20 protein-coding genes and 1 pseudogene are annotated in these 24,103 nt (G+C 69.3%); 14 read left to right on the top strand and 7 right to left on the bottom strand.

Features of this window, described 5'->3' with window-relative positions:
* The 9 genes from RZ84_RS41900 to pssA form a co-directional block, all read left to right on the top strand.
* On the top strand, positions 1 to 876 hold an 876-nt coding region (locus RZ84_RS41900; protein WP_241777917.1), incomplete at its 5' end, for a 3-hydroxyacyl-CoA dehydrogenase family protein.
* Positions 877 to 1,021: 145 nt separating this feature from the next.
* Positions 1,022 to 1,822 (top strand): TetR family transcriptional regulator, encoded by an 801-nt coding sequence (locus tag RZ84_RS29915; protein WP_043271213.1) that lies wholly within the window; start codon positions 1,022 to 1,024, stop codon positions 1,820 to 1,822.
* A 560-nt stretch (positions 1,823 to 2,382) separates the two neighbouring features.
* Positions 2,383 to 3,720, top strand: coding sequence for a crotonyl-CoA carboxylase/reductase (gene ccrA / locus RZ84_RS29910; RefSeq protein WP_043267397.1), 1,338 nt, complete (start codon positions 2,383 to 2,385; stop codon positions 3,718 to 3,720).
* A gap of 21 nt (positions 3,721 to 3,741) precedes the next feature.
* Positions 3,742 to 5,754: a protein meaA gene (locus tag RZ84_RS29905; RefSeq protein ID WP_078894333.1), complete on the top strand. Its 2,013-nt coding sequence runs from the start codon at positions 3,742 to 3,744 to the stop codon at positions 5,752 to 5,754.
* On the top strand, positions 5,751 to 6,728 hold the full coding sequence (locus RZ84_RS29900; RefSeq protein WP_043267393.1) for an HpcH/HpaI aldolase/citrate lyase family protein: 978 nt from the start codon (positions 5,751 to 5,753) through the stop codon (positions 6,726 to 6,728). Before RZ84_RS29905 ends, RZ84_RS29900 begins: the two co-directional genes overlap by 4 nt.
* 5 nt (positions 6,729 to 6,733) lie before the next feature.
* Positions 6,734 to 7,258: a MaoC family dehydratase gene (locus RZ84_RS29895; RefSeq protein WP_043271211.1), complete on the top strand. Its 525-nt coding sequence runs from the start codon at positions 6,734 to 6,736 to the stop codon at positions 7,256 to 7,258.
* Between the two features lie 5 nt (positions 7,259 to 7,263).
* Positions 7,264 to 8,469: an acyl-CoA dehydrogenase family protein gene (locus tag RZ84_RS29890; RefSeq protein WP_043267391.1), complete on the top strand. Its 1,206-nt coding sequence runs from the start codon at positions 7,264 to 7,266 to the stop codon at positions 8,467 to 8,469.
* A 170-nt stretch (positions 8,470 to 8,639) separates the two neighbouring features.
* The gene (locus tag RZ84_RS29885; RefSeq protein ID WP_043267389.1) at positions 8,640 to 9,287 is read left to right on the top strand and encodes a phosphatidylserine decarboxylase; all 648 of its coding nucleotides are present in this window, start codon (positions 8,640 to 8,642) and stop codon (positions 9,285 to 9,287) included.
* Positions 9,274 to 10,134 (top strand): CDP-diacylglycerol--serine O-phosphatidyltransferase, encoded by an 861-nt coding sequence (pssA, locus tag RZ84_RS29880; protein ID WP_043267387.1) that lies wholly within the window; start codon positions 9,274 to 9,276, stop codon positions 10,132 to 10,134. The genes RZ84_RS29885 and pssA overlap by 14 nt, the downstream gene beginning before the upstream one ends.
* Before the next feature lie 193 nt (positions 10,135 to 10,327).
* Here pssA and RZ84_RS29875 read toward each other — a convergent pair whose 3' ends face one another.
* Both RZ84_RS29875 and RZ84_RS29870 read right to left on the bottom strand, forming a co-directional pair.
* Entirely contained in the window at positions 10,328 to 11,452 is a 1,125-nt protein-coding gene (locus tag RZ84_RS29875; RefSeq protein ID WP_043267386.1) for a glycerate kinase, read from the bottom strand.
* 275 nt (positions 11,453 to 11,727) lie between these two features.
* Positions 11,728 to 12,576: a MerR family transcriptional regulator gene (locus RZ84_RS29870; RefSeq protein WP_043267384.1), complete on the bottom strand. Its 849-nt coding sequence runs from the start codon at positions 12,574 to 12,576 to the stop codon at positions 11,728 to 11,730.
* A gap of 187 nt (positions 12,577 to 12,763) precedes the next feature.
* Between RZ84_RS29870 and RZ84_RS29865 the strand changes: the two genes are divergently transcribed.
* Both RZ84_RS29865 and RZ84_RS29860 read left to right on the top strand, forming a co-directional pair.
* Positions 12,764 to 13,282 (top strand): NUDIX domain-containing protein, encoded by a 519-nt coding sequence (locus RZ84_RS29865; RefSeq protein WP_043267382.1) that lies wholly within the window; start codon positions 12,764 to 12,766, stop codon positions 13,280 to 13,282.
* Between the two features lie 130 nt (positions 13,283 to 13,412).
* On the top strand, positions 13,413 to 14,228 hold the full coding sequence (locus tag RZ84_RS29860) for a nucleotidyltransferase domain-containing protein (RefSeq protein ID WP_043267380.1): 816 nt from the start codon (positions 13,413 to 13,415) through the stop codon (positions 14,226 to 14,228).
* A gap of 85 nt (positions 14,229 to 14,313) precedes the next feature.
* Here the strand turns inward: RZ84_RS29860 and RZ84_RS29855 are convergent, their stop codons facing one another.
* The 5 genes and pseudogenes from RZ84_RS29855 to RZ84_RS29835 form a co-directional block, all read right to left on the bottom strand.
* A complete protein-coding gene (locus RZ84_RS29855; RefSeq protein WP_241778103.1) occupies positions 14,314 to 14,868 on the bottom strand; it encodes a methylated-DNA--[protein]-cysteine S-methyltransferase in 555 nt (184 codons plus the stop codon).
* 139 nt (positions 14,869 to 15,007) lie between these two features.
* Positions 15,008 to 16,480, bottom strand: a complete 1,473-nt coding sequence (locus tag RZ84_RS29850) for a DNA-3-methyladenine glycosylase 2 family protein (RefSeq protein ID WP_043267377.1) — start codon at positions 16,478 to 16,480, stop codon at positions 15,008 to 15,010.
* Between the two features lie 138 nt (positions 16,481 to 16,618).
* Positions 16,619 to 16,933 (bottom strand): annotated as a pseudogene (locus tag RZ84_RS41895) (macro domain-containing protein); the annotation flags it as partial.
* A gap of 439 nt (positions 16,934 to 17,372) precedes the next feature.
* A complete protein-coding gene (locus tag RZ84_RS29840) occupies positions 17,373 to 18,968 on the bottom strand; it encodes a solute symporter family protein (protein ID WP_043267375.1) in 1,596 nt (531 codons plus the stop codon).
* Entirely contained in the window at positions 18,965 to 19,390 is a 426-nt protein-coding gene (locus tag RZ84_RS29835) for a DUF485 domain-containing protein (RefSeq protein WP_241777916.1), read from the bottom strand. The genes RZ84_RS29840 and RZ84_RS29835 overlap by 4 nt, the downstream gene beginning before the upstream one ends.
* 559 nt (positions 19,391 to 19,949) lie before the next feature.
* On the opposite strand from RZ84_RS29835, the gene RZ84_RS29830 reads away from it, so the two are divergent.
* The 3 genes from RZ84_RS29830 to RZ84_RS39295 all read left to right on the top strand — a co-directional run.
* Complete coding sequence (locus RZ84_RS29830) at positions 19,950 to 21,323, top strand: L-lactate MFS transporter (protein WP_043267374.1); 1,374 nt, start codon at positions 19,950 to 19,952, stop codon at positions 21,321 to 21,323.
* The gene (locus RZ84_RS39965; RefSeq protein WP_198540068.1) at positions 21,323 to 21,469 is read left to right on the top strand and encodes an MFS transporter small subunit; all 147 of its coding nucleotides are present in this window, start codon (positions 21,323 to 21,325) and stop codon (positions 21,467 to 21,469) included. Before RZ84_RS29830 ends, RZ84_RS39965 begins: the two co-directional genes overlap by 1 nt.
* Before the next feature lie 226 nt (positions 21,470 to 21,695).
* Positions 21,696 to 24,103: sensor histidine kinase (locus tag RZ84_RS39295; RefSeq protein WP_198540067.1), on the top strand; the 2,408-nt coding region annotated here is incomplete at its 3' end.

The following is a 24,103-nucleotide window of genomic DNA, read 5'->3' as shown; positions in this document are numbered from 1 at the left end:
GGGGGGCGGCCCGCCGGCCGCACGGTCCGCAGCGTCGGTGTCGCCGGTTCCGGGACGATGGCCAGCGGGATCGCCGAGGTCTTCGCCAAGGCGGGCTACGCGGTCGTACTGGCGGCCCGCAGCCCGGAGAAGGCGGAGCGGGCCAAGGAGCGGATCGCCAAGTCGCTGGGCCGCTCCGTGGACAAGGGCCGGCTGACCGCCGAGGCGCGCGACGCGGCGCTGGCGGCGATCACCCCGGCCGGTTCGCTGGACGCGTTCGCGGACGTCGATCTGGCAGTGGAGGCGGTGGCCGAGGACCTGGCCGTCAAGCAGCAGCTGTTCCGCACGCTGGACAAGGTCTGCAAGCCGGGTTCCGTGCTGGCCACCACCACGTCCTCACTGCCGGTCGTCGCCTGCGCCCGCGCCACCTCGCGCCCGCAGGACGTCATCGGGATGCACTTCTTCAACCCGGCGCCCGCGATGAAGCTGGTCGAGGTGGTCCGTACGGTCCTGACCTCCGACGAGGTGCACACCACCGTGCGCGAGGTCTGTGCCAAGGTCCGCAAGCACCCGGTGGACTGCGGCGACCGGGCCGGTTTCATCGTCAACGCGCTGCTGTTCCCGTACCTGAACAACGCGATCAAGATGGTCCAGGAACACTACGCGTCGCTGGACGACATCGACGCCGCGATGAAGCTGGGCGGCGGTTATCCGATGGGCCCGTTCGAGCTGCTGGACGTGGTCGGCCTGGATGTCTCGCTGGCCATCGAGAAGGTGCTGCACGCCGAGTTCCGCGACCCGGGGCTGGCGCCGGCGCCGCTGCTGGAGCACCTCGTCGCAGCGGGCTGCCTGGGCCGGAAGACCGGCCGCGGCTTCCGTGAGTACGCCCGGCGCTGACGCGCGGCGGCGCCCCGGGTCCGGGGGCGGATGGGGCGGGCTGCTGGAACCGTCGGACGGTCGTCCCGGTGGTCCGCCCCAGGTCACAGGGCCGGAGCCGGTACCTCATGCCGCAGGGCGCGTGAATATGCAGTACCGTCCCCACATGTCCCAGCCCGCTCGCCCGCAGTCGTCCGACGCCTCCGAGACCTCCACTCCCGGCACTCGCCGCGCCGCCGCCCAACGGCTCAAAATGCGCCGCGAACTGTCGGCCGCCGCAATGGAACTGTTCGCGACGAAGGGCTACGAGGCGACGACGGTCGACGAGATCGCGGCTGCCGCGGGCGTCGCCCGGCGCACCTTCTTCCGGCACTTCCGCTCCAAGGAAGAGGCGATCTTCCCCGACCACGACGACACCCTGGTCCGCGCCGAGGCCGTCCTGGACGCCGCGCCGCCGCACGAGAACCCCCTCGACACGGTGTGCCGCGGCATCAAGGAAGTCATGCGGATGTACGCGTCCGCCCCGGCGGTGTCGGTGGCCCGCTACCGCCTCACCCGCGAGGTACCCACCCTCCGGGAGGCCGAGATCGCCTCGGTGGCGCGCTACGAGCGGCTGTTCACCCGCTATCTCCTGGGCCACTTCGACGAGGGCGCGCACCGCGAGGGCGACGACGATCCGCTGCTCGCCGAGGTGGCCGCGTCCGCGGTGGTCACCGCGCACAACCACGTCCTGCGCCGCTGGCTGCGGGCCGGCGCGGAGGGCGACGTGGAGGCCCAGCTGGACCACGCCTTCGAGATCGTCCGGGAGACCTTCGGCACCGGCATCGGCGCGGGCCGCGCCACCGCGGAGACGCCGCCGGCGACGGTCTCGCGCGAGGGCGAGGTGCTGGTCGCGGTGGCCCGCACGGACGCCCCGCTGGACGAGGTCATGCGCACCATCCGCAAGGCGCTGAAGGCGCACGGGTAACCGTCGCCGGCCCGCCCCTCGCCGGGCGGGCCGGCGGCGGCCCCTCGGGCCCGTTCCGGTCGTGCGGTCCCCGCCCCCGTGGCAGAGGGGACGGCGCCCCCGGAGCGGGCCCGATTCCGTCTTCCCGCGCCCGCGCCGGCGGAGTACCGCCCCGGCGCCGTCCGACCTGTCACACGGACGGCCCAACCACACCTCCGGTCACGCACTGCACGCCAATGACGTCATAACGCGACAAAACACCTTGCCGGCAGGGAATGTGTTGCTCATGCGTGCCGGCCAAATGACATCTGAGAGAAATTCTTGGCACTCAGTGTCTTGTCCAGTGGCACGCGGTGTCATACGTTGAGAGTGTCCGGGCGGCCGGCGCATCGACCCGACAGTGGTGCGCCGGCTGTCCCCACAAGCACCTTGTGCGCCCGGACGCCTGCGTCACAGGCACCTTGATCCGCGCTCACCCGCGCGATGCCGAGCACCACCGGCCGAACCGACGGCACCACCCAGCACCACCCCCGACGTTCCCTCAAGCCGTTCCCGTAGACGTGCTTCGCCGGAGGCATACCGTGAATCAGATTCTTGACGCGATCCTCGCGCCGGACAGTACGCGCGAAGACTTCGCCGCCCTGCCCCTCCCCGACTCGTACCGCGCGGTCACCGTGCACAAGGACGAGGCCGAGATGTTCGCCGGCCTGCCCACCCGCGAGAAGGACCCCCGCAAGTCCCTGCACGTCGAGGACGTGCCGGTTCCCGAGCTCGGACCGGGCGAGGCGCTGGTGGCCGTGATGGCCTCCTCGGTGAACTACAACTCGGTCTGGACCTCGATCTTCGAGCCGCTGCCGACGTTCGGGTTCCTGGAGCGCTACGGACGGCTCTCCCCGCTCACCAAGCCCCACGCCCTGCCGTACCACGTCATCGGCTCCGACCTGGCGGGCGTGGTGCTGCGCACCGGTCCGGGGGTCAACGCCTGGCACCCCGGCGACGAGGTCGTCGCGCACTGCCTGTCCGTCGAGCTGGAGTCCTCCGACGGCCACAACGACACCATGCTCGACCCCGAGCAGCGCATCTGGGGCTTCGAGACCAACTTCGGCGGCCTGGCCGAGATCGCGCTGGTCAAGTCCAACCAGCTGATGCCCAAGCCCGGCCACCTGAGCTGGGAGGAGGCGGCGGCCCCCGGCCTGGTCAACTCGACCGCCTACCGCCAGCTGGTCTCGCGCAACGGCGCCGCCATGAAGCAGGGCGACAACGTCCTGATCTGGGGCGCGAGCGGCGGACTCGGCTCGTACGCGACGCAGTTCGCGCTGGCCGGCGGCGCCAACCCGATCTGTGTGGTCTCCAGCGACCAGAAGGCGGAGATCTGCCGCAGGATGGGCGCCGAGGCGATCATCGACCGCAACGCCGAGGGGTACAAGTTCTGGAAGGACGAGCACCACCAGGATCCCCGGGAGTGGAAGCGCTTCGGGAAGCGGATCCGCGAGCTGACCGGCGGCGAGGACGTCGACATCGTCTTCGAGCACCCGGGCCGGGAGACCTTCGGCGCCTCGGTGTACGTCACCCGCAAGGGCGGCACGATCGTGACCTGCGCGTCCACCTCCGGCTATCAGCACGAGTACGACAACCGCTACCTGTGGATGTCGCTGAAGCGGATCGTCGGCTCGCACTTCGCCAACTACCGGGAGGCGTGGGAGGCCAACCGGCTGATCGCCAAGGGCAAGATCCACCCGACGCTGTCGAAGACGTACACCCTTGAGGAGACCGGTCAGGCGGCGTACGACGTGCACCGCAACCTCCACCAGGGAAAGGTCGGGGTACTGGCCCTCGCACCCGAGGAGGGCATGGGCGTGCGCGACGAGGAGATGCGCGCCCGGCACATCGATGCCATCAACCGCTTCAGGAACGTCTGAGAACCTCTGAGAGACGGACACATGACTGAGCGTCAGAAGGATCGTCCGTGGCTGATGCGGACGTACGCCGGGCACTCCACCGCCGAGGCGTCCAACGAGCTGTACCGGCGTAACCTCGCCAAGGGCCAGACCGGCCTGTCGGTCGCGTTCGACCTCCCGACGCAGACCGGATACGACCCCGACCACGTCCTGGCCCGCGGCGAGGTCGGCCGGGTCGGGGTCCCGGTGTCCCATCTCGGCGACATGCGGCGGCTGTTCCAGGACATCCCCCTGGAGCAGATGAACACCTCGATGACCATCAACGCCACCGCCATGTGGCTGCTGGCCCTCTACCAGGTGGTCGCGGAGGAGCAGGGTGCCGACATCGGCAAGCTGTCCGGCACCACGCAGAACGACATCGTCAAGGAGTACCTCTCGCGCGGGACGCACGTCTTCCCGCCGGGACCGAGCCTCCGGCTGACCACCGACATGATCACGTACACGGTCAACCACATCCCGAAGTGGAACCCGATCAACATCTGCAGCTACCACCTGCAGGAGGCGGGGGCCACTCCGGTCCAGGAGATCTCGTACGCGATGTCCACCGCGATCGCGGTGCTCGACGCGGTGTTCGCGTCCGGTCAGGTCCCCGAGGAGCGCCGGGGCGATGTCGTCGCCCGGATCTCCTTCTTCGTGAACGCGGGCGTCCGCTTCATCGAGGAGATGTGCAAGATGCGCGCCTTCGGCCGCATCTGGGACAAGATCACCCGTGAGCGCTACGGCATCGAGGACCCCAGGCAGCGCCGCTTCCGCTACGGCGTCCAGGTCAACTCCCTCGGACTGACCGAGGCACAGCCGGAGAACAACGTCCAGCGGATCGTGCTGGAGATGCTGGCCGTCACGCTCTCCAAGGACGCCCGCGCCCGCGCCGTCCAACTCCCCGCCTGGAACGAGGCGCTGGGGCTGCCGCGGCCGTGGGACCAGCAGTGGTCGCTGCGCATCCAGCAGGTGCTGGCGCACGAGAGCGACCTGCTGGAGTACGACGACATCTTCGCCGGGTCGCATGTCATCGAGGCCAAGGTGGAGGCGCTGGTCGCGGACTGCCTGGCGGAGATCGACCGGATCCAGGAGATGGGCGGCGCGATGGCGGCCGTCGAGTCGGGCTACCTCAAGTCGCAGCTGGTGTCCGCGCACGCCGAGCGGCGGGCCCGGATCGAGGCCGGCGACGAGAAGATCATCGGCGTCAACTGCTACGAGTCGACCGAGCCGAACCCGCTCACCGCGGATCTCGACACCGCGATCATGACCGTCGACCCGGCCAACGAGGCAGGCGTCGTACGGGCGTTGCACGCGTGGCGGGACAACCGGGACGAGGTCCGCGCCCAGGAGGCGCTGTCCGCCCTGAAGAAGACCGCGGCGGGCGACGCCAACCTCTTCCCGGCCACCCTGGAGTGCGCCCGCGCCGGTGTGACGACCGGCGAGTGGGCCTGGGCGCTGCGGGACGTCTTCGGCGAGTTCCGGGCGCCCACGGGGGTCTCCAGCGCCCCGGTGGCGGTCACCGCCGAGGAGGGCTCCCCGCTCGCGGTGGTCCGGGAGAAGGTCGCGCGGACCGCGGCCGACCTCGGCACCGGCCGGCTGCGCCTGCTGGTCGGCAAGCCCGGCCTGGACGGGCACAGCAACGGCGCCGAGCAGATCGCGGTACGCGCCAGGGACGCCGGCTTCGAGGTGGTTTACCAGGGCATCCGGCTCACCCCGGAGCAGATCGTCACGGCGGCCGTCGCGGAGGACGTGCACTGCGTGGGGCTGTCGATCCTCTCCGGCTCGCACGCCGCGCTGGTACCGGACGTGCTGGCCCGGCTCCGGCGGGCCGGCGTCGACGATCTCCCGGTGATCGCCGGCGGCATCATCCCGCCGGCGGACGCCGCCGAGCTGATCGACGCGGGCGTCGCCGCCGTCTTCACACCCAAGGACTTCGGCATCACGGAGATCATCGGCCGCATCGTCGACGAGATCCGCCGAGCGAACGAACTCGACCCTCTGGAGGTCACCGCATGACGCCCGCCACCGTCCCGGAGGGGCGCCGCCTCCGCCCGCGCCGCTCGTGCCTGGCGGTTCCCGGCAGCAACCCGCGCTTCCTGGAGAAGGCCCAGGGGCTGCCGGCCGACCAGGTCTTCCTGGACCTGGAGGACGCCTGCGCGCCGCTGGCCAAGCCGGAGGCCCGGCACACCGTCGTCACGTTCCTCAACGAGGGAGACTGGACGGGCAAGACCCGGGTGGTGCGGGTCAACGACTGGACGACCGAGTGGACTTACCGGGACGTCACCACGGTCGTCGAGGGCGCCGGCCAGAACCTCGACTGCATCATGCTGCCCAAGGTCCAGGACGCCCACCAGATCGTCGCGCTCGACCTGCTGCTGACGCAGATCGAGAAGGCGATGGGCTTCGAGGTCGGCGGGATCGGCATCGAGGCGCAGATCGAGAACGCCAAGGGCCTGGTGAACGTCGACGCGATCGCCGCCGCCTCGCCCCGCCTGGAGACCATCATTTTCGGCCCGGCGGACTTCATGGCATCGATCAACATGAAGTCCCTGGTGGTCGGCGAGCAGCCCCCGGGCTACCCGGCGGACGCGTACCACTACATCCTGATGCGCATCCTGATGGCGGCGCGCACCCACGACCTCCAGGCCATCGACGGCCCGTACCTCCAGATCAAGAACGTCGACGGCTACCGTGAGGTCGCCGGCCGCGCCGCCGCGCTCGGCTTCGACGGCAAGTGGGTGCTGCACCCGGGCCAGGTGGAGGCCGCCAACGAGGTCTTCTCGCCGTCCCAGGAGGACTACGACCACGCCGAGCTGATCCTCGACGCGTACGAGTGGTGCACGTCCGAGGCGGGCGGCAAGAAGGGTTCGGCGATGCTCGGCGACGAGATGATCGACGAGGCCAGCCGGAAGATGGCGCTGGTGATCGCCGGAAAGGGCCGGGCCGCCGGCATGACACGTACGTCCAAGTTCGAAGCCCCGGAGGCATGACCGCGATGCAGTTCGGCCGTACTTACGAAGAGTTCACCGTCGGCGACGTGTACAAGCACTGGCCGGGGAAAACCGTCACCGAATACGACGACCACCTCTTTTGTCTGCTGACCATGAACCACCATCCGCTGCACATGGACAGCAACTACGCCGAGAAGACCACCGACTTCGGGAAGAACGTGGTCGTCGGCAACTACATCTACTCGCTGCTGCTGGGCATGTCGGTGCCCGACGTCTCCGGAAAGGCCATCGCCAATCTGGAGATCGAATCGCTGCGGCATGTCGCGCCGACCTTCCACGGCGACACGATCTACGGCGAGACGACGGTGCTCGACAAGACCCCGTCGAAGTCCAAGTCCGACCGCGGCATCGTCCACGTGGAGACCAAGGGCTACAAGCAGGACGGCACCCTGGTCTGCGTGTTCCGCCGCAAGGTGATGGTGCCGACCGCCACGTACATCAAGGAGCGCGGCGGCGAGCAGCCCGGCCGCCCCGAGTTGCAGGCCCCCGCGGCCAAGAAGGAGAAGTGACTTCGATGGCGCGTCTCGCACAGACCGAGGGTCTGACCGACATCCAGCGGGAAATCCTGTCCACCGTCCGCGATTTCGTGGACAAGGAGATCATTCCGGTCGCCACGGAGCTGGAGCACCGCGACGAATACCCCACGCAGATCGTCGAGGGCCTGAAGGAACTCGGCGTGTTCGGGCTGATGATTCCCGAGGAGTACGGCGGCCTCGGCGAGTCCCTGCTCACCTATGCGCTGACGGTCGAGGAGATCGCCCGCGGCTGGATGAGCGTTTCCGGCATCATCAACACGCACTTCATCGTGGCGTACATGCTCAAGCAGCACGGCACGCAGGAGCAGAAGGACTATTTCCTGCCGAAGATGGCGGCCGGTGAAATCCGGGGCGCTTTCTCGATGTCGGAGCCGGCGCTGGGTTCCGATGTCTCGGCCATTTCGTCCAAGGGCGTGCGGGACGGCGACGCGTACGTCCTCAACGGCCAGAAGATGTGGCTCACCAACGGCGGTTCGTCGACGCTGGTCGCGGTGCTGTGCCGGACGGACGAGGGCCACCCGGAGGGCACCCCGCCGCACAAGTCGATGACGACCTTCCTGGTGGAGAAGGAGGCGGGCTTCGGCGAGGTGCGGCCCGGCCTGACCATCCCCGGCAAGATCGACAAGATGGGCTACAAGGGCGTCGACACCACCGAGCTGATCATGGACGGGCTGCGCATTCCGGCCGACCGCGTCCTGGGCGGCGAGACCGGGCGTGGCTTCTATCACATGATGGACGGTGTCGAGGTCGGCCGGGTCAACGTGGCCGCCCGCGGCTGCGGTGTCGCCCAGCGCGCCTTCGAGCTCGGCGTGTCGTACGCACAGCAGCGCCACACCTTCGGGAAGCCGATCGCCCAGCATCAGGCGATTCAGTTCAAACTTGCCGAAATGGGGACAAAGGTCGAAGCGGCCCATGCCATGATGGTTAATGCCGCACGCAAAAAGGACTCCGGCCAGCGAAACGACCTTGAAGCGGGCATGGCGAAGTACCTGGCCTCCGAGTACTGCAAGGAGGTGGTCGAGGACGCGTTCCGCATCCACGGCGGCTACGGCTTCTCCAAGGAGTACGAGATCGAGCGCCTCTACCGGGAGGCCCCGATGCTCCTGATCGGCGAGGGCACGGCCGAGATCCAGAAAATGATCATTGGGCGGCGGCTACTTGAGGAGTACCGGATCCAGGGGTGAACGCCCCATTGGGGCCGTTTTGGGCTAGATAAAGATCACACCCTGTCATCGTTCTTCGGCCACGGATTGGCTCTGGCTCTTGGCCAGTTGCCGCTCGCAACCGATAGCATCCCAGGAAAGCCGCCGTCCCCCGTATCCATACGCGGCATCCTCCGCTACGAAGGTCATCCATGCCCCACAGCCAATCCTCTGCACAACGCGGTCGCGTCCGCCTCGCGCGCGGAGCGTCGCCGTGGCTCCTCCCGACCGTGGCAACGGCAGCGGTCAGCCTGGCACGTTCCCGTCGTTCGGGACGCTGGGCTGCCGTCGCCGTGCCCACCACCGCACTCGCGGCGGGCATGCTGTGGTTCTTCCGCGACCCCGAGCGAGAGATCGCTCAGGGACGCGTCATTTCTCCGGCCGACGGCGTGGTGCAGAGCATCATGCCGTGGAAGGACGGGCGCACCCGCGTCGCGATCTTCATGAGCCCGCTGAATGTTCACGTCAACCGCGCTCCGCTGGCCGGCACGGTGACGTCCGTGGAACACGTCCCCGGCGGATTCGTTCCGGCGTTCAACAAGGAGAGCGAGAACAACGAGCGGGTCGTCTGGCACTTCGACACCGAGCTCGGCGATATCGAGATGGTGCAGATCGCCGGCGCGGTGGCTCGCCGCATCGTTCCTTACGTGCCGCAGGGCAGCAAGGTCGAGCAGGGCGAGCGCATCGGCCTGATCCGCTTCGGCTCGCGCGTCGACGTCTACCTCCCGGAGGGCGTCGAGGCCGCGGTCGAGGTCGGCCAGGCCACCACCGCGGGGGTGACTCGCCTTGACCGTGATTGATCCTGAGACACAGGCGGGCTGGGCGCCCGAAACCGACGAGGACGAGGACGACATGCCGCTGTCCACGCGGCTGTCAATAGCGGACACCCTCACCCTCGGCAACGCCATCTGCGGCTTCATGGCCGTGTACTTCACCACCACCGGCGTGCTCATCCCGCATCTGACGGGCACCGAGGACGGCGGGATGGCACGGCACAGCGCGGCGATGGCCGTGATCCTGATGCTGCTCGCCTCGGTCTTCGACCTGTTCGACGGACTGGTGGCGCGCAAGCTGCGGGCCTCGGCGATGGGGGCCGAGCTCGACAACCTCTCCGACCTGATCAGCTTCGGTCTGGCGCCCGCGTACTTCGTCGTGACCTGGGGCATGGTCGCCCAGGACGCGCACCAGCGGGTGTCGGTGGTCGCGGCCGTGGTGGTCCTGCTGGCGGTCGTCCTCCGGCTCGCCCGCTTCTCCTGCGTCACGATCCGCGACGGCATCTTCCAGGGCATGCCGAGCCCGTTCGGCGCCCTGACCGTCGTCGCCATCGTCCTGCTGGAACTGCCGTTCCTGCCGACGCTGCTGGCGATCATCGGCGTGGCCTGGCTGATGGTGAGCCGGGTCGAGTACCCCAAGCCGCGCGGCCGGCTCGCGGTGGCGATGCTCAGCTGGATCGTCCTCAGCATGGGCATGCTCGCCGCCTGGGCACTGGACGCCCCCGGCGGCCAGCTGCTGCTCCAGACCGGCTGCTCTCTCCAGGTGGTCATGGGCGCGATGATCCCGCTGTTCGCGACGGCCCGGAGGGTCAACACCTTCCGCGGCAACCGCCGCGAGTCCCGCGCCGAGTCGCGCGCCGCGCACCAGCCCTGACGGGGCAACCGCACAGCACGGCACAGCACGCCGGGAGGCCCCGGACGGAAGAGATCCGTCCGGGGCCTCCCGGCGTTCGGGGACACGGGAGGCCGCCGGCCGGAAGCGGTGCCTCCGGTGCGGGCCCGGCGCCTCCGACGTACGTCGGGCCGGGACCCGCCGGATCGTCCCCGTCAGGCCCCGGCCGGCGGGCTCAGACCAGGAAGTCGCGGGCCAGACTCTCCGCCGCGCGCTCCAGCAGCGGCCCGGCCTCGGCCATGCAGCGGGCCGGGTCGGACTCCAGGTCCGTCAGCGCGTACGCCCGCCGGATACCGGACGCGGCTAGCGCCTCCCGCGACAGCTGGAGCCGCCCGCAGACCGCGACCACGTCGATCCCCGCCGCCCGCGCCGCCGCGGCGACACCGGCCGGCGCCTTGCCGTGCAGCGTCTGCTCGTCGAGGGAGCCCTCCCCCGTGATCACGAACGTGGCCCGGGCCAGCGCCGGCGCGAAGCCCAGCACGTCCAGCATCACGTCGATACCGGGCCGGAACGTCGCGTCCAGCCCGACCAGCGCGCCGTAGCCGATCCCGCCCGCGGCCCCCGCCCCGGGCGCCAGCGCGTGCTCGGCGGCCTTGGCTCCGACGGCCCGCTCCAGCACCTCGGCGTAGTGCGCGAGGGCGGCGTCCAGGGTGGCGACATCCGCCTCACTGGCGCCCTTCTGGGGGCCGTAGACGGCGGGTGCGCCCTTCGGGCCGGTCAGCGGATTGTCGACATCGCTGGCGAGCACGATCTCCGTACCGGCCAACCGCGGGTCGAGCCCCGACAGATCCGCCGTGGCCAGCTCGCGCAGCGGCCCGCCACCGGGAGCCACCGGCTCCCCGTTCGCGTCCAGGAACCGCGCGCCCAGCGCCGCCAGCATGCCCGCGCCGCCGTCGGTGGTCGCGCTGCCGCCCACCCCGAAGACGATCGAGGTCGCCCCCGCGTCCAGCGCCGCGAGCAGCAGCTCACCGGTGCCGTAGGTGGTGGCCGTGAGCGGCGCGAAAACGCCCTTCGGGAGGTGCTGGAGACCGGACGCCTCCGCCATCTCCACCACCGCAGTACCGTCGCCGCGCAGCGCGAAGGTGGCCGTCACCGGCTCGCCGGTGGGGCCGGTGACACGGGCCTCGTGCCGGGTGAAACCCGCCGCGATCGCCGCCGCCGTCGTCCCGTCGCCGCCGTCCGCGACCGGCACGGCCGCCACGTCCAGTCCGGGGACCACGCGCCGCAGACCGGCCGTGACATGCCCGGCGACCTCGACGGCCGTGAGCGAGCCCTTGAACTTGTCCGCGGCGATCAGCACATGTGCTGTCCTTGTCCTTGCTGCGTCCGCCACCGTGTTTCCCCTTGCTTTCGAACTGGCAGTCGCGCCGCTGCGACCTTATCCGGCCAGGGGCCCGGCGAACAGAGCGGACGGTTCCGGAACGGGCGAAGGGGACGAAGGGGAGGGCGAGGGGGACAGGGTGGACGCGCGAGAGGTACGGCGGTCAGCAGCCCGGAACGACCCGCGCACACCCGGCACGCCGGGCACTCCGGGCACTCCGGGCACGCCGGGAAGCACCCGCTCACTCCCCCGTCTCACTCCCACGTAGCGCTCTCCGGGTCGACACCGTGCGCCTCGGCATTCGCGAAGATCACGTCTCGCATCCAGGCCATGAGGCCCGGCGCGACACCTTCGTAGTACTCGGCGAACCGGGGATCGCCGACGAACATCCGCCCCAGACACACCTGCATCGCATGTGTGCAGTCGAAATACGTCGACATCATCGCCCGGTGCCGCTCCGCGAGGGCGTTCGCCGCATCGGAGCCCGGTACGGCACCGGCGCGCAACGCGGCGGCGAGATCGGCGTTCAGCTCCTCGGTCGCCGCCGCCACGCGCTTCCAGTCCTCGGCTGTCATCCCCGCGGCCCGCTCGGCGTACTGCGCCCACTGCGCGGTCCCGCCCCAGCGCTCCTCGGCCTCGTCGACCCAGGCCGGCTGCCAGTCGTCACCGAAGATCTCGACCTGCTCCTCGGGGGTCAGCCGCATCCCGGTACGCGACGCCTCCATCATGCGGTCGACGGCACCGAGCATCTGCTGCAGGCGGGAGATGCGCTCCACGAGCTGCGACCGCTGCCGACGCAGGTGGTCGCGGGCATCCACGGCCGGGTCGTCGAGGAGCCGGCCGATCTCGGCGAGCGGAAAACCCAGTTCCCGGTAGACGAGGACCCGGTGGATTCGGGCCACGTCGTCGCCCGAGTACACCCGGTACCCGGCCCAGGTGCGCCCGCCCGGTCGCACCAGGCCGATCGCGTCCCAGTGGTGCAGCGTCTTCACACTGACCCCGACGAGCGCAGCCGTCCGGCCGACGGTCAGGCCGTCGGTACCGATCGGTTCTGCGACCGCCCCGGTGGTGGTCGGTTCCTGCTCGCGGGGATCACTGATCATCCGCACAGTGTCGCGCACCCGGCCGGGAACCCGGGCCTGAGCGCGGCAGCCGTCGCCACCGGTCACGGGTCGCGGACACGGGTCACGGGTCGCGGGTCACGGACACGGGTCACGGGTACGCAGCGGCTACCGGAAACCGGCACGGCACACCCGCCCCTCCCCTCCCCCTGTGTCCTAGGCTCGCGGCGTGACGACCACGGACTACGCCACCTATATCGCCGGACTGCCCCGGGTGCTCGCGGGCGCGGCGGTCATCTTCCGGGACGCGGCGGGCCGCATCCTCCTCGTGGAGCCGAACTACCGCGACACCTGGGTCCTGCCCGGCGGAACCATCGAGTCGGACACCGGCGAATCCCCGCGCCAGGCCGCCCGCCGGGAAACCCTGGAGGAGATCGGTCTGGACATCGAACCGGGCCCGCTGCTGGCCGTCGACTGGGTACGCGGAGCGGCCCGGCCGCCGGTGGTGTCGTATCTGTTCGACGGCGGGGTACTGGACGCGGAGCAGTTCGCGGCGATCCGGGTGCAGGAGGAGGAACTGCTGTGCTGGCGCCTGGTGCGCTGGGACGAGGCCGAGACGATGCTGGCCGAGGGTCTGCGGCTGCGGGTCCGCGGCGCACTGGACGCGCTGGCGGGCGGACACGGCCCGGTGGAACTGGAGGACGGCCTGCCGCCGGCCGGACGCGCAGCCGCCGGCGGTCCGCGGTGAACTCGCCCCGCACCGCCGGTTCATGACACCACGTAGAACCTGGGCATGAGACCCCTGGGCCGACTCCCCCACCAAATGCCGAGAACCGTAGGTTGATTGCTCCCGCTCCCCCGCGATCTAGCCTTGTGCCATGAACGAAAACGCCACCCGCATCGCGCAGGTGCCGGGAGTCGTCGGGGTCATGCTCGGCGGCAGCCGCGCACGAGGAACCAACCGTCCCGATTCCGACTGGGATCTGGGGGTCTACTACCGGGGCGAACTGGATCTGCCCGCTCTGGAGAGACTGGCGGCCGAAGTGACCGGCAGACCCGTCGAGATATTCCCGCCGGGCGCCTGGGGCCCCTGGGTCAACGGCGGGGCATGGCTGGTCATGCCGGACGGCAGCCATGTGGACTGGATCTTCCGGGACATCGACCGGGTACGGCGCGTGTGGGAGGACTGCCGCGCGGGCCGCTTCGAGACGGGCATACAGGCCGGTCACCCCCTGGGGTTCTGGTCTCCCGCCTATCCGGGCGAGGTGGCCCTGGGTCGCGTACTGGCGGACGACACCGGGGAGTTGGCCCGCCTCAAGGAGGAGACCCAGAACTACCCGGAGGCACTCCGCAAGGAACTCACCGGCGCCGCCGTCTGGGACGCGGGCTTCTCGGTGGCCATGGCCGCCAAATCGTCCTCGACCGCGGACGTCCTGTACCCGTCCCTGTGCCTGTCGCGGGCCGTCGGCGCCCTCGTCCAGAGCCTGCACGCCCACCACGGCGTCTGGTGCCTCAACGAAAAAGGCGCCCTGGCCGCCGCCGCGGCACTACCGCAGACTCCACCCGACTTCGGCCCCCGAGCCAGCACTCTGCTCGGCGAACTGGGATGCACGAAGGACGAGTTGCGCCACTCCCTGACCGTGGCGGAACAACTGGTGGCCGAGGTACGGGAGGTGGTCGGAGCAGCGGCCTGACGGTCCGAGGGGGAGCGGTCGCAGGGACGGCCATACTGCCGCTGAGTCGCGAGGGCGCATCCCCACGCCACGCAGACCCTGCGTCTCACCACCCCCTTGTCTCACCATCCCCGCGTCTCAGCACCCCCGCGTCAAGCGCCGCGCCAGGAGGCGTCGTTCGGCCGCAGTCCGCCGCCGGGAACAGTCCGTCGTCGGTGCGCTCGAAGGCGAGCAGGCGGCGCTTGCGGTCGAGGCCGCCGCCGTAGCCGGTCAGGCTGCCGTCGGCGCCGACGACGCGGTGGCAGGGGACGATGATGCCGACCGGGTTGCGCCCGTTGGCCAGGCCGACGGCGCGGGCCGCGGTGGGGACGCCGAGGCGTTCGGCGAGCCGGCCGTAGGAGACCGTCTCGCCGTACGGGATGGTACGCAGGGCCGCCCAGACGCGGCGCTGGAACGGGGTGCCGTGCAGTGCCAGCGGCAGGTCGAAGGTGGTCAACTCGCCGCGGAAGTAGGCCCGGAGCTGGGCAATGGTCGCGGCGAAGGGCGGGTCGGCGGGGTCGGCCGGGCTGCCGAAGGTTTCCTGGGGCGGGCGGTGGCGCTGGTCGGTCATGTAGAGGCCGGTTAGAGCGTCGCCGTCGGCCACGAGGGTGAGCGGGCCCACGGGGGTGTCGTCGAGGACGGTGTGGGTGGTCCGGTCGGCGGCGGGCCGGTCGGTGGTCGTGCGGTCGGTGGTCGTGCGGTCGGGGCGTGGGGTGGCAGGGGTCATGGTTGCGGCTCGGTTCGTGGGGAGGGGCGGGTGGTCAGTTGGCGGGGAGGTGGTTGATGGGGTGGTCGTCGGTCGCCCAGAGGTACTGGACGGCGTAGGCGCGCCAGGGGCGCCAGCCGGCGGAGTGGCGGATGAGGGCCGCGGGGGTGTCGGGCATGCCGAGGCGGGCGGCGGCGCGGCGCAGGCCGAGGTCGGTGGGGGTGAAGGCGTCGGGGTCGCCGAGGGCGCGCATGGCGACGCATTCGACGGTCCAGGGGCCGATGCCGGGCAGTGCGGCGAGCCGGGCGCGGGCCTCGTCCCGGTCGCTGCCGACGCCGAGTTGCAGTGCGCCGGAGGCGAGGGCCGCGACGACACCGGTGAGGGTGGTGCGGCGGGTACGGGGCATCGCCAGGGACTCCGGGTCGAGTTCGGCGAGGGCGGGGGCGGACGGGAAGAGATGGGTGAGGCCGCTGGCGGGGTCGTCGACGGGCTCGCCGTGGGCGCGGACGAGTCGGCCGGCGTGGGTGCGGGCGGCGGCGGTGGAGACCTGCTGGCCGAGGACGGCGCGGACCGCGAACTCGTCGGCGTCGACGGTGCGCGGTACCCGGCGGCCGGGCGCCTTGTCGACGAGCGGGGCGAGTTGCGGGTCCCCGCCAAGGAGTCCGTCGACGGCTTCCGGGTCGGCGTCGAGGTCGAGCAGGCGCCGGCAGCGGGCGATGGCTCCGGCCAGGTCGCGCAGGTCGGTGAGGGAGAGGCGGCAGTCGATGTGGTCGGGGCGCGGGGAGAGGGCGACGATGCCGTGCCCGTAGGGGAGGCCGAGGGTGCGGCGGTAGGCGCCGTCGCGCCATTCCTCGACTCCGGGGACGGCGGTGGCGGCGAGGTGCCCGAAGAGGTTGTCGGGGTTGAGCGGCCGGCGGAAGGGGAGCCGCAGCGCGAGGGTACCGGGCACGGCGGTGCGCGGGCCGGGGCCGGCGCGTCCGCGGAGTGCGGAGGGAGAGAGCGCGAAGACCTCCCGTACGGTCTCGTTGAAGGTGCGGATGCTGGCGAAGCCGGCGGCGAACGCGATCTCGGCCATGGGGAGTTCGGTGGTCTCGACGAGGAGCCGGGCGGTCTGGGCGCGCTGGGCGCGGGCGAGGGCGAGCGGTCCGGCGCCGAGTTCGGCGAGCAGCTGGCGTTCGATCTGGCGGGTGCTGTAGCCGAGGCGGGTGGCGAGGCCGGGGACGCCTTCGCGGTCGACGATGCCGTCGGCGATCAGTCGCATGGCGCGGGCGACGAGGTCGGCCCGTTCGTTCCACTGCGGGGATCCGGGGCTGGCGTCGGGGCGGCAGCGTTTGCAGGCCCGGAATCCGGCCTGCTGGGCCGCGGCGGCGCTGGGGTAGAAGCGCATGTTCTCGGGCTTGGGGGGCACGACCGGGCAGCTGGGGCGGCAGTAGATGCCGGTGGTGAGCACGGCGGTGTAGAACCAGCCGTCGAAGCGGGCGTCCTTGGACTGCACGGCGCGCAGGCAGCGCTCGGTGTCGGTGTGCATGTCCTCAAGGATTGCTCAGGAGGGCGGTCGGGGCTGGCGGAAATCCGACATCAACCTCGGCGCCAGCTGCGCGGACGGTGGATCGCCTCGTACCAGGATCTGCCTGCGGCCACGGGGGCTCGCGCGTGCCCCGGGTGCTCAGGCGCCTTCGGGGTCCTCGGCGGTCTCGCCCAGCTGCGCCTCGTACGCGCGGCGGGCCCGGTCGTCGAGGACGACGCAGCGGATCTCGTCGAAGGTGCCCGGGGCCGCGGCGACGGCCGCCCGGACGGCGGCGACGGCGATACGGGCGCCGTCGTCGATCGGCCGGCCGTGGACGCCGGTGGAGATGGCGGGGAAGGCGACGGTGCGGGCGCCCAGGTCGGCGGCGGTGCGCAGCGACTCCCGGTAGCAGGAGGCCAACAGGGCGCTACGGTCCTCGCTGCGGGAATGCACCGGGCCCACGATCTGAAGGATTCCCCCAGGCTCATGCGACCAGGACCGTCCGAGCCCCCACGGCGAGAGGGAACGTCGTGACCCGCCCCCATGCGTCACCATCTCCGCCGTGCGGGCATCGGAGTCGACGACCACTGAGACAGTTCCGGGTGTCGGCCGCCCCTGTGGCCCGCCGAAGCGCAACTCCGTCATCTGCTCCGTCGCCGGGAATTCCTCGCCGAACGCGAACCGCACCGCACCTGTGGTGACGTAGACCTTCACCCCCAGCTGACCAACTTCTCCCGACGTTCCACCACTCTTGATGCGTCCCAACTCGGCATACGTCAGCGGGAGGCACTTGCAGGTTGGGGCCGGGGCCTGTCCCGGCGCGGTGCTACGCGGGCGTACGCAAACGGTGCCGGCCGAGTCTCGGCCAGCACCGTTCAGGCAGCGCATCGCGTCGAGGATCTTGCTTGCGCAGCTATAGCTTGATGCCCAGCCCGGTGAGTGCCCGCACTTCCATCTCCGCTTGCTTGCCGGGGTCCGCGGGCTGCTTGCTGAAAACGGTCCCAAGGTAGCCGCAGACAAAAGAGAGCGGAATGGACACGATGCCGGGGTTGGTGAGGGGGAACCAGTGGAAGTCGACACTCTTCACGATCGACGTGGGTGTGCCCGAGATCGCCGGGGAGAAGATGATGAGGATGAGGCAGGATGCCAGACCGCCATAGATGCTCCACAGTGTCCCGGTCGTGTTGAAGCGCTTCCAGTAGAGCGTGTAGAGCATGGTCGGCAAGTTGGCGGACGCGGCGAGCGCCAGGGCCAACGACACCAGAAAGGCGACGTTCTGGCCGTCGGCGACGATGCCGCCGACGATGGCCAGACACCCGATGACGACCGCAGTCAGGCGGGCGACGCGCACTTCTGACCGCGGATCAGCGTCGCCGTTTCGGACGACGTTGGCGTAGACATCGTGCGCGAACGATGCGGCGGCGGCCAGCGTCAGGCCGGCGACCACCGCGAGGATCGTCGCGAAAGCCACCGCGCAGACGATTCCCAGCAGTACCTCCCCGCCGATCTTGAAAGCGAGCAGTGGAGCTGCGGAGTTCTCTCCGCCCGGGGCACGCAGAATGGCGTCCGAACCGACCAGGGCGGTGGCGCCGTAGCCGATGACCAGAATTCCCAGATAAAAGACGACCATTGTCCACGAGCACCACACCACCGAACTGCGTGCCTCCTTGGCGTTGGGCACCGTGTAGAAGCGCATGAGCACGTGCGGCAGGCTGGAGATACCGAGTACCAGCGAGAGCGCGAGCGAGACGAAGTCGAGTTCGGTCATCGCGTTCTTGCCGTACCAGGCACCTGGGTCCAGAATGCGCTCGCCGGAGGGGCTGTTCTGCGCCGCATGCTCGAGGATCTGCGAGAAGCTGAACCCGAACTTGCCCAAGAGGAACACGCTGATGAAGATCACGCAGAGGAGCAGGAGGGTCGCTTTGACGATCTGGACCCAGGTCGTGCCCTTCATGCCGCCTACCAGGACGTAGAACACCATGACCGCGCCGACCCCCGTGATGATGAGGGCCTGTCCGCCCTTGCTCTGCACATGGAGCAGCAGGGCGATGAGCCCGCCGGCGCCGGCCATCTGGGCGAGCATGTAGAAGAGCGTGATCACCAGGGTGGCGTTGGCCGCCGCCGCACGCACCGGGCGCTGCTTCATGCGGAAGGCCATCACGTCGCCGACGGTGAACCGTCCGGTGTTACGCAGCCTTTCGCCGACGAGCAGGAGGGCGACCAGCCATGCGACAACCCACCCGACCGAGTAGAGAAACCCATCGTATCCGTGGACGGCAATCGCCCCGGAGATGCCGAGGAAAGAAGCTGCGGAAAGAAAGTCGCCGGATAGCGCTAGACCGTTCTGTACGCCGTTGAAGGCGCTTCCAGCGGCGTAGTAGTCGGATGCTGTCGGACTGCTACTGCTGACCTTGTAGACGACGAACAGGGTGATGGCAACGAAGGCAAGGAATATGCCGACGTTGATCGTTGGGTTGCCGGTAGCGCCGGCCGCTAGCTGCGCTGTCATTCCTTGCCGACTCCCGCCAGTTCCTTGATTGCATCCACCTGCGGATCGAGTTTCTTCCCGGCGAAGCGCCGGTACGTCAACGCGATCACGATCGTCGTCACGAATTGCAGAAGACCGAACAAGGTGCCCATGTTGACCTCGCCGGCCACTTTGTGCTTCATGAACCCGCGGTCGTAGGCCGACAGAACAGCGAAAGCCATGTACCAGCAGAAGAAGGCGGCGCTCATCGGGAAGACGAAAAGCCGCAACCGCCTCCGGAGCAGAACGAACTCCGGACTCTGCTGAATTGCCGAGGGATCGGCGCCGCCTATATGTGCGGGATGGGCGGGGGCTTCGACCGGCGACATACCAGGGTCGGCGGGTGCCCGGGTGGCGAACTGTTCGACTGAACTCGACACGGGCGACCTCGACTTTCTCGTCATGGTCCTCTCCAAGGGTATTTCAGTAAAGGCATGGTTCGACCGGCAGCATGCGCGTCGTTCGATCAGCCTGGCGAGAGTGGGTGACGAAACCACCTGGCGGGGACGCAAGTGTAGCGAGGTGTCGGATGCGGTCAACGACCGGCCCGACCAAGGGAGCTGACGCAGCGGCGGAGCACGGTCCTCATGCCCGTCCTGCCCTAGGTCTCCGCGTTTTCAACAGCATTCGAAGTCATAGTGGACATTTCACCTTGTTGTTCTGATTTCGGGGCCCCAGTCCCGCGCGACGGACTGTAGTGATATGCCAAAAGCGATTGCCGCGGCATGCTTTACGAAGAGATCAAGAAGACTTTGTAAAAAATGGCCACATCCCGGCGGTGTCACTGGTATCAGGCGGCCCGCGTCCGGCGCCGGTTCCGTGGCGGAGGGAAGGCAGTGGCTGTTGTTACCGCTGACGGGGTTGCCCTACACTCCCCACCTCGGAGGCGCTGGACATACGCGCGAATGGTCGCCGGTCGGAGTGGTTCCAGGGTTGTTCCCGAGGGTGGAAGGTGGGTAACGGGTGAGTTTTCTTGAGCGCTCCCGCGTCTTCGCGGAGCCGGGGTGGAATCGATGGCTGATTCCTCCGGCAGCTCTTGCGATTCACTTCTCGATCGGCCAGGCGTACGCCTGGAGCATCTTCAAAATACCGTTGGAAAAATCTCTCCAAATCTCGAGCACGGCCAGCGCCCTACCGTTCCAGATCGGCATTCTCGTACTTGGGCTCTCCGCCGCCTTCGGCGGCACCCTGGTCGAGAAAAAGGGGCCTCGGTGGGCCATGTTCGTGTCGCTCGTGACCTTCTCCTCGGGCTTCCTGGTTGCTTCGCTCGGCGTGGCCACGCGTAGTTACTGGCTGGTGGTCCTCGGGTACGGAGTCATCGGTGGGATCGGGCTCGGAATCGGCTACATCTCACCGGTATCCACTTTGATGAAGTGGTTTCCCGACCGGCCGGGCATGGCTACCGGTATCGCGATCATGGGCTTCGGCGGCGGCGCGCTGATCGCGTCCCCGTGGTCGGCGAGCATGCTCTCCGCCTTCGGTGCCGGCCCGGGCGGTATCGCGACGACCTTCCTGGTGCACGGTCTGGTCTACGCCGTTTTCATGTCGCTCGGCGTGGTGCTCGTACGTGTGCCCCCGGAGAACTGGCGGCCGACCGGCTGGGAGCCGGATAGCGGCACCGGAGGGAAACTCGTCACCACCGCGAACGTATCGGCGAAGAACGCGATGAGGACGTATCAGTTCTGGCTGCTGTGGCTCGTGTTGTGCATGAACGTTACAGCGGGGATCGGGATCCTGGAGAAGGCGTCCCCGATGATCCAGGACTTCTTTCGCGGCACCGCCAGCCCGGTGAGCGCGACCGCCGCCGCCGGATTCGTCGCGCTCCTTTCGCTGGCCAACATGACCGGCCGCTTCGTGTGGTCGTCGGTGTCCGACGTGATAGGCCGAAAGAACATCTACCGTCTCTATCTGGGGGGCGGCGCTCTCCTCTACCTGACCGTGCTGCTCGGCAAAAGCGGCAGTACCGCGTTGTTCGTCGTCTCGACGATGGTGATCCTTTCGTTCTACGGCGGTGGTTTCGCCACCGTGCCCGCCTATCTGAAGGACTTGTTCGGCACCTACCAGGTCGGCGCGATCCACGGTCGGTTGCTCACCGCGTGGTCTGTTGCGGGGGTGGCCGGACCGGAGATCGTGGATGCCCTCGCGGATTCCGGCAAGAAGGCCGGGCACACCGGTCCCGGCCTTTACACGTTCTCGTTCGGCCTCATGATCGCACTGCTCGTCGTCGGCTTCATCGCAAACGAACTGGTACGGCCTGTCAATCCGAGGTTCCACGAACCCGAGTCGGCGGCTCAGATCGAAACCGAGCACACTCCGGCAGAAAGGGCAGTCAACTGATGACCGATCAGGACGGCGCTCCGTCGACAGAGACCGCGAAGTCTTCTTCTGTTCTGCTGGTTGTGGTGTGGCTGTGGGTCACCGCCCCTTTCGTTTATGGCATCTATGAACTCACCTTGACTGCTCGCAAACTGTTCTTGAAGTAAGGGGAGCCGCGTCGGCGTATCGTCACGGCACAGGGTCTCCCCGCGAGCCTCCCGCCCCGTCGATCTGCCCGCGGCCGACCCGACCTCCTTCTCGTGGGAGGTCCAGGAGAAACGGCGTAGTGATGTATCCCCGTGGGAAAGCCGCTCCGGGATCGGAGCACATCTCATGACCGCTGCCAGGCACGCTGCTTCGCGCGCACCCCGGTCATGGTGGTGGAGCGCTGTCGTGAAGTGGCGGAACTGGCGACTGCCGGTGAAGGTCGGTGCCGTTCTCGTGGTGCCCGCCCTGCTGGCCGTCGCATTGGGCGTCGTGCAGATCCAACGCCAAGTCGAGAGTGCCAACTCCTACGCGCGCACGGAGCGATTGGTCGATCTCCGCGACGGGCTGGTGCCGTTGATCGGGGCCCTGCAGATGGAGCGGACCATGTCGGTCGAGCGTCTGCGTGGCGGAGCGTCCATCGATCCGGCCATGCTCCGGCAGCAGGCTGATCGCGTCGACACCGCCCAGGCCGCCGTCGCAACCACTGTGCGGCGGGCCTCCCTTCTTCAGGGCGCTTCGGCGAATCGCTACCACGAGGCCGTCGGCCTCCTGCGCGGGCTACCCACCCTGCGTCGGCAGGTGGCATCCGGTCACCTCGCGGCATGGACGGCGGTTGGCGACTACGGCGTGGTCATCAAGGGGTTCTTGGACCTGGACCAAGCACTGGTCAGCGAGTTCGGCGACCCCCGGTTGTCCGGGCCCGCTACCGCCCTGTACGACCTGGAGATGGTCCAGGAGCAGATCCACCTCGAACATGCCATCGTCCTGGCCGCCCGGGGACGGAACGATACGCCGGGAACGGAGTTGATCAGGCCGCTTCAGCAAGCCGACATCCGACTCCAGGACAAGCTTGGTGACTTCAAGGCCGTGGCCACCGCGGCGGAGCGGTTCGACTACGAACGGACCGTCACCGGATCGGCCGTCAGCCAACGTGCGCAGGTGGTCAACGCGCTGCTCTCCCAAGGGCCGGATGGCGAGCAACGGGCCGGCGTCACGCCGTCGACGATCCCGGCCGCCGGCTGGAACCAGGAGTCGGAGACCACCGGTCGGCTTGTCGGGAAGGTGGCGGCGAACCTCGCCGACCGGCTCCGTACGACGTCCGCCGCGCTTCAGGACCAGACCAGCAACGGGGCCGGCGCCGAGTCCGTGCTCGTCTTCGCCGCGCTGCTGCTCGCCGTCTCCGTCGGATTCGTCATCGGCCGGAACCTGCTGCGGTCTCTCGCCGTACTCAGGACAAGCGCCCTCGACGTGGCTGATCACCGGCTCCCGGCAGCCGTCGCGAGCATTCGCGAGGGCCGGGCGCCGACCACCGCGATCGGTGCCGTACCGGTGCACACGACGGAGGAGTTCGGCCAACTCGCCAGAGCCTTCGATGCGGTGCACGACCAAGCCGTGCGCTTGGCGGCGGAGCAGGCCACGCTGCGCAGCGACTTGAGGAACACCCTGGTCAACCTCTCGCGGCGCAGTCAGAGCCTGGTGGACCGGCTCTTGCGGTTGATGGAAGAGATGGAACGGCATGAAGAGGACCCGGACCAACTCGCCAACCTGTTCAAGCTGGACCATCTGGCGACCCGGATGCGGCGCAACAACGAGAACCTGATGGTTCTGTGCGGCAGCACACTGGTCCGCCCGTCCGACCGGTCCGTGGCGCTGAGCGATCTGCTGCGTGCCGCGGTCTCCGAGATCGAGCACTACCCGCGCGTGGTGGTGCGCCCTGCGCCGTCCCTCGAAATTGCCGGGTACGCGGCAGCCGACCTGGTGCGGTTGATCGCCGAACTGCTCGACAACGCCACCGAGTTCTCTCCGCCGCAAACCCGGGTGACCGTCACCAGCACGCGCGATCCCGACGGCTCCGTACGGATCGACATCCACGACCGCGGAATCGGGATGACCAGCGCGGAACTGGCCAGGGCAAACCAGCGGGTCGCGACCGCCGGTTCCGAAAGTTCCCCCGAATCACGGCAGATGGGCCTGTTCGTCGTCGGTCGTCTGGCCAATCGGCACAACATCACCGTGGAGTTGAGCGAGGCGCTGGACGCCCCCGGGCTGTGGTCCGGCATTGTGGTACCGATCGAGCTGGTACACGCGGCCCGGCCGGTCCACGACGGCCGGAGGGACTCGCTGTCCGACTCCGGACCATGGGACGCCGCCGGGCCGGGCGGCGTGAGCCCCGCCCGCGCCGTCGCGGACTTCCCTGCGCCGAGGCCGAAGTCGACGCGGCGACCCACCACCGAAGCCGCGTACGGCCACCCGTTCCCGGTCAACAACAACCCGCCGCAGAAGAAGGCGGGCGACTCCGCGGCGAACCGGTCCGGCGAGACCGCGGCGCCGGTGGACGACCAGGCCGGGAAGGTCCCGAAAGAACCCGCGGCGGCGCAATCGCCCGGACCTGCCCACCAGGAACCGCCCCGCTCGGCCTGGTTCGCACCGGCCTCCTCCGGAACGGTACCGGCGGGTTTTCCCGCCCAGGACACTGGACGCTCACCGGGGAAGCCCGCGACCACGCCCGAGCAAGGCAACGCCCCCGCCACGGAAGCGGATGACGCGGCCACCTCCGAGCCCTTGGCGTTCCGGCCGGCCGACAAGCGGCCGTC

The organism is Streptomyces sp. CT34, assembly GCF_000805335.1.
Taxonomy (GTDB): domain Bacteria; phylum Actinomycetota; class Actinomycetes; order Streptomycetales; family Streptomycetaceae; genus Streptomyces.
The sequence above is the reverse complement of the archived record's forward strand: the minus strand, read 5'-3'. Positions and strand labels throughout refer to the sequence as shown.

Coding starts and splice junctions, on each gene's coding strand:
- RZ84_RS29915 (WP_043271213.1), top strand. CDS start 1,022: ATGTCCCAGCCCGCTCGCCCGCAGTCGTCCGACGCCTCCGAGACCTCC.
- RZ84_RS29905 (WP_078894333.1), top strand. CDS start 3,742: ATGACTGAGCGTCAGAAGGATCGTCCGTGGCTGATGCGGACGTACGCC.
- RZ84_RS29900 (WP_043267393.1), top strand. CDS start 5,751: ATGACGCCCGCCACCGTCCCGGAGGGGCGCCGCCTCCGCCCGCGCCGC.
- RZ84_RS29895 (WP_043271211.1), top strand. CDS start 6,734: ATGCAGTTCGGCCGTACTTACGAAGAGTTCACCGTCGGCGACGTGTAC.
- RZ84_RS29890 (WP_043267391.1), top strand. CDS start 7,264: ATGGCGCGTCTCGCACAGACCGAGGGTCTGACCGACATCCAGCGGGAA.
- RZ84_RS29885 (WP_043267389.1), top strand. CDS start 8,640: ATGCCCCACAGCCAATCCTCTGCACAACGCGGTCGCGTCCGCCTCGCG.
- RZ84_RS29870 (WP_043267384.1), bottom strand. CDS start 12,576: ATGATCAGTGATCCCCGCGAGCAGGAACCGACCACCACCGGGGCGGTC.
- RZ84_RS29860 (WP_043267380.1), top strand. CDS start 13,413: ATGAACGAAAACGCCACCCGCATCGCGCAGGTGCCGGGAGTCGTCGGG.
- RZ84_RS29850 (WP_043267377.1), bottom strand. CDS start 16,480: ATGCACACCGACACCGAGCGCTGCCTGCGCGCCGTGCAGTCCAAGGAC.
- RZ84_RS29840 (WP_043267375.1), bottom strand. CDS start 18,968: ATGACAGCGCAGCTAGCGGCCGGCGCTACCGGCAACCCAACGATCAAC.
- RZ84_RS29835 (WP_241777916.1), bottom strand. CDS start 19,390: ATGACGAGAAAGTCGAGGTCGCCCGTGTCGAGTTCAGTCGAACAGTTC.
- RZ84_RS39965 (WP_198540068.1), top strand. CDS start 21,323: ATGACCGATCAGGACGGCGCTCCGTCGACAGAGACCGCGAAGTCTTCT.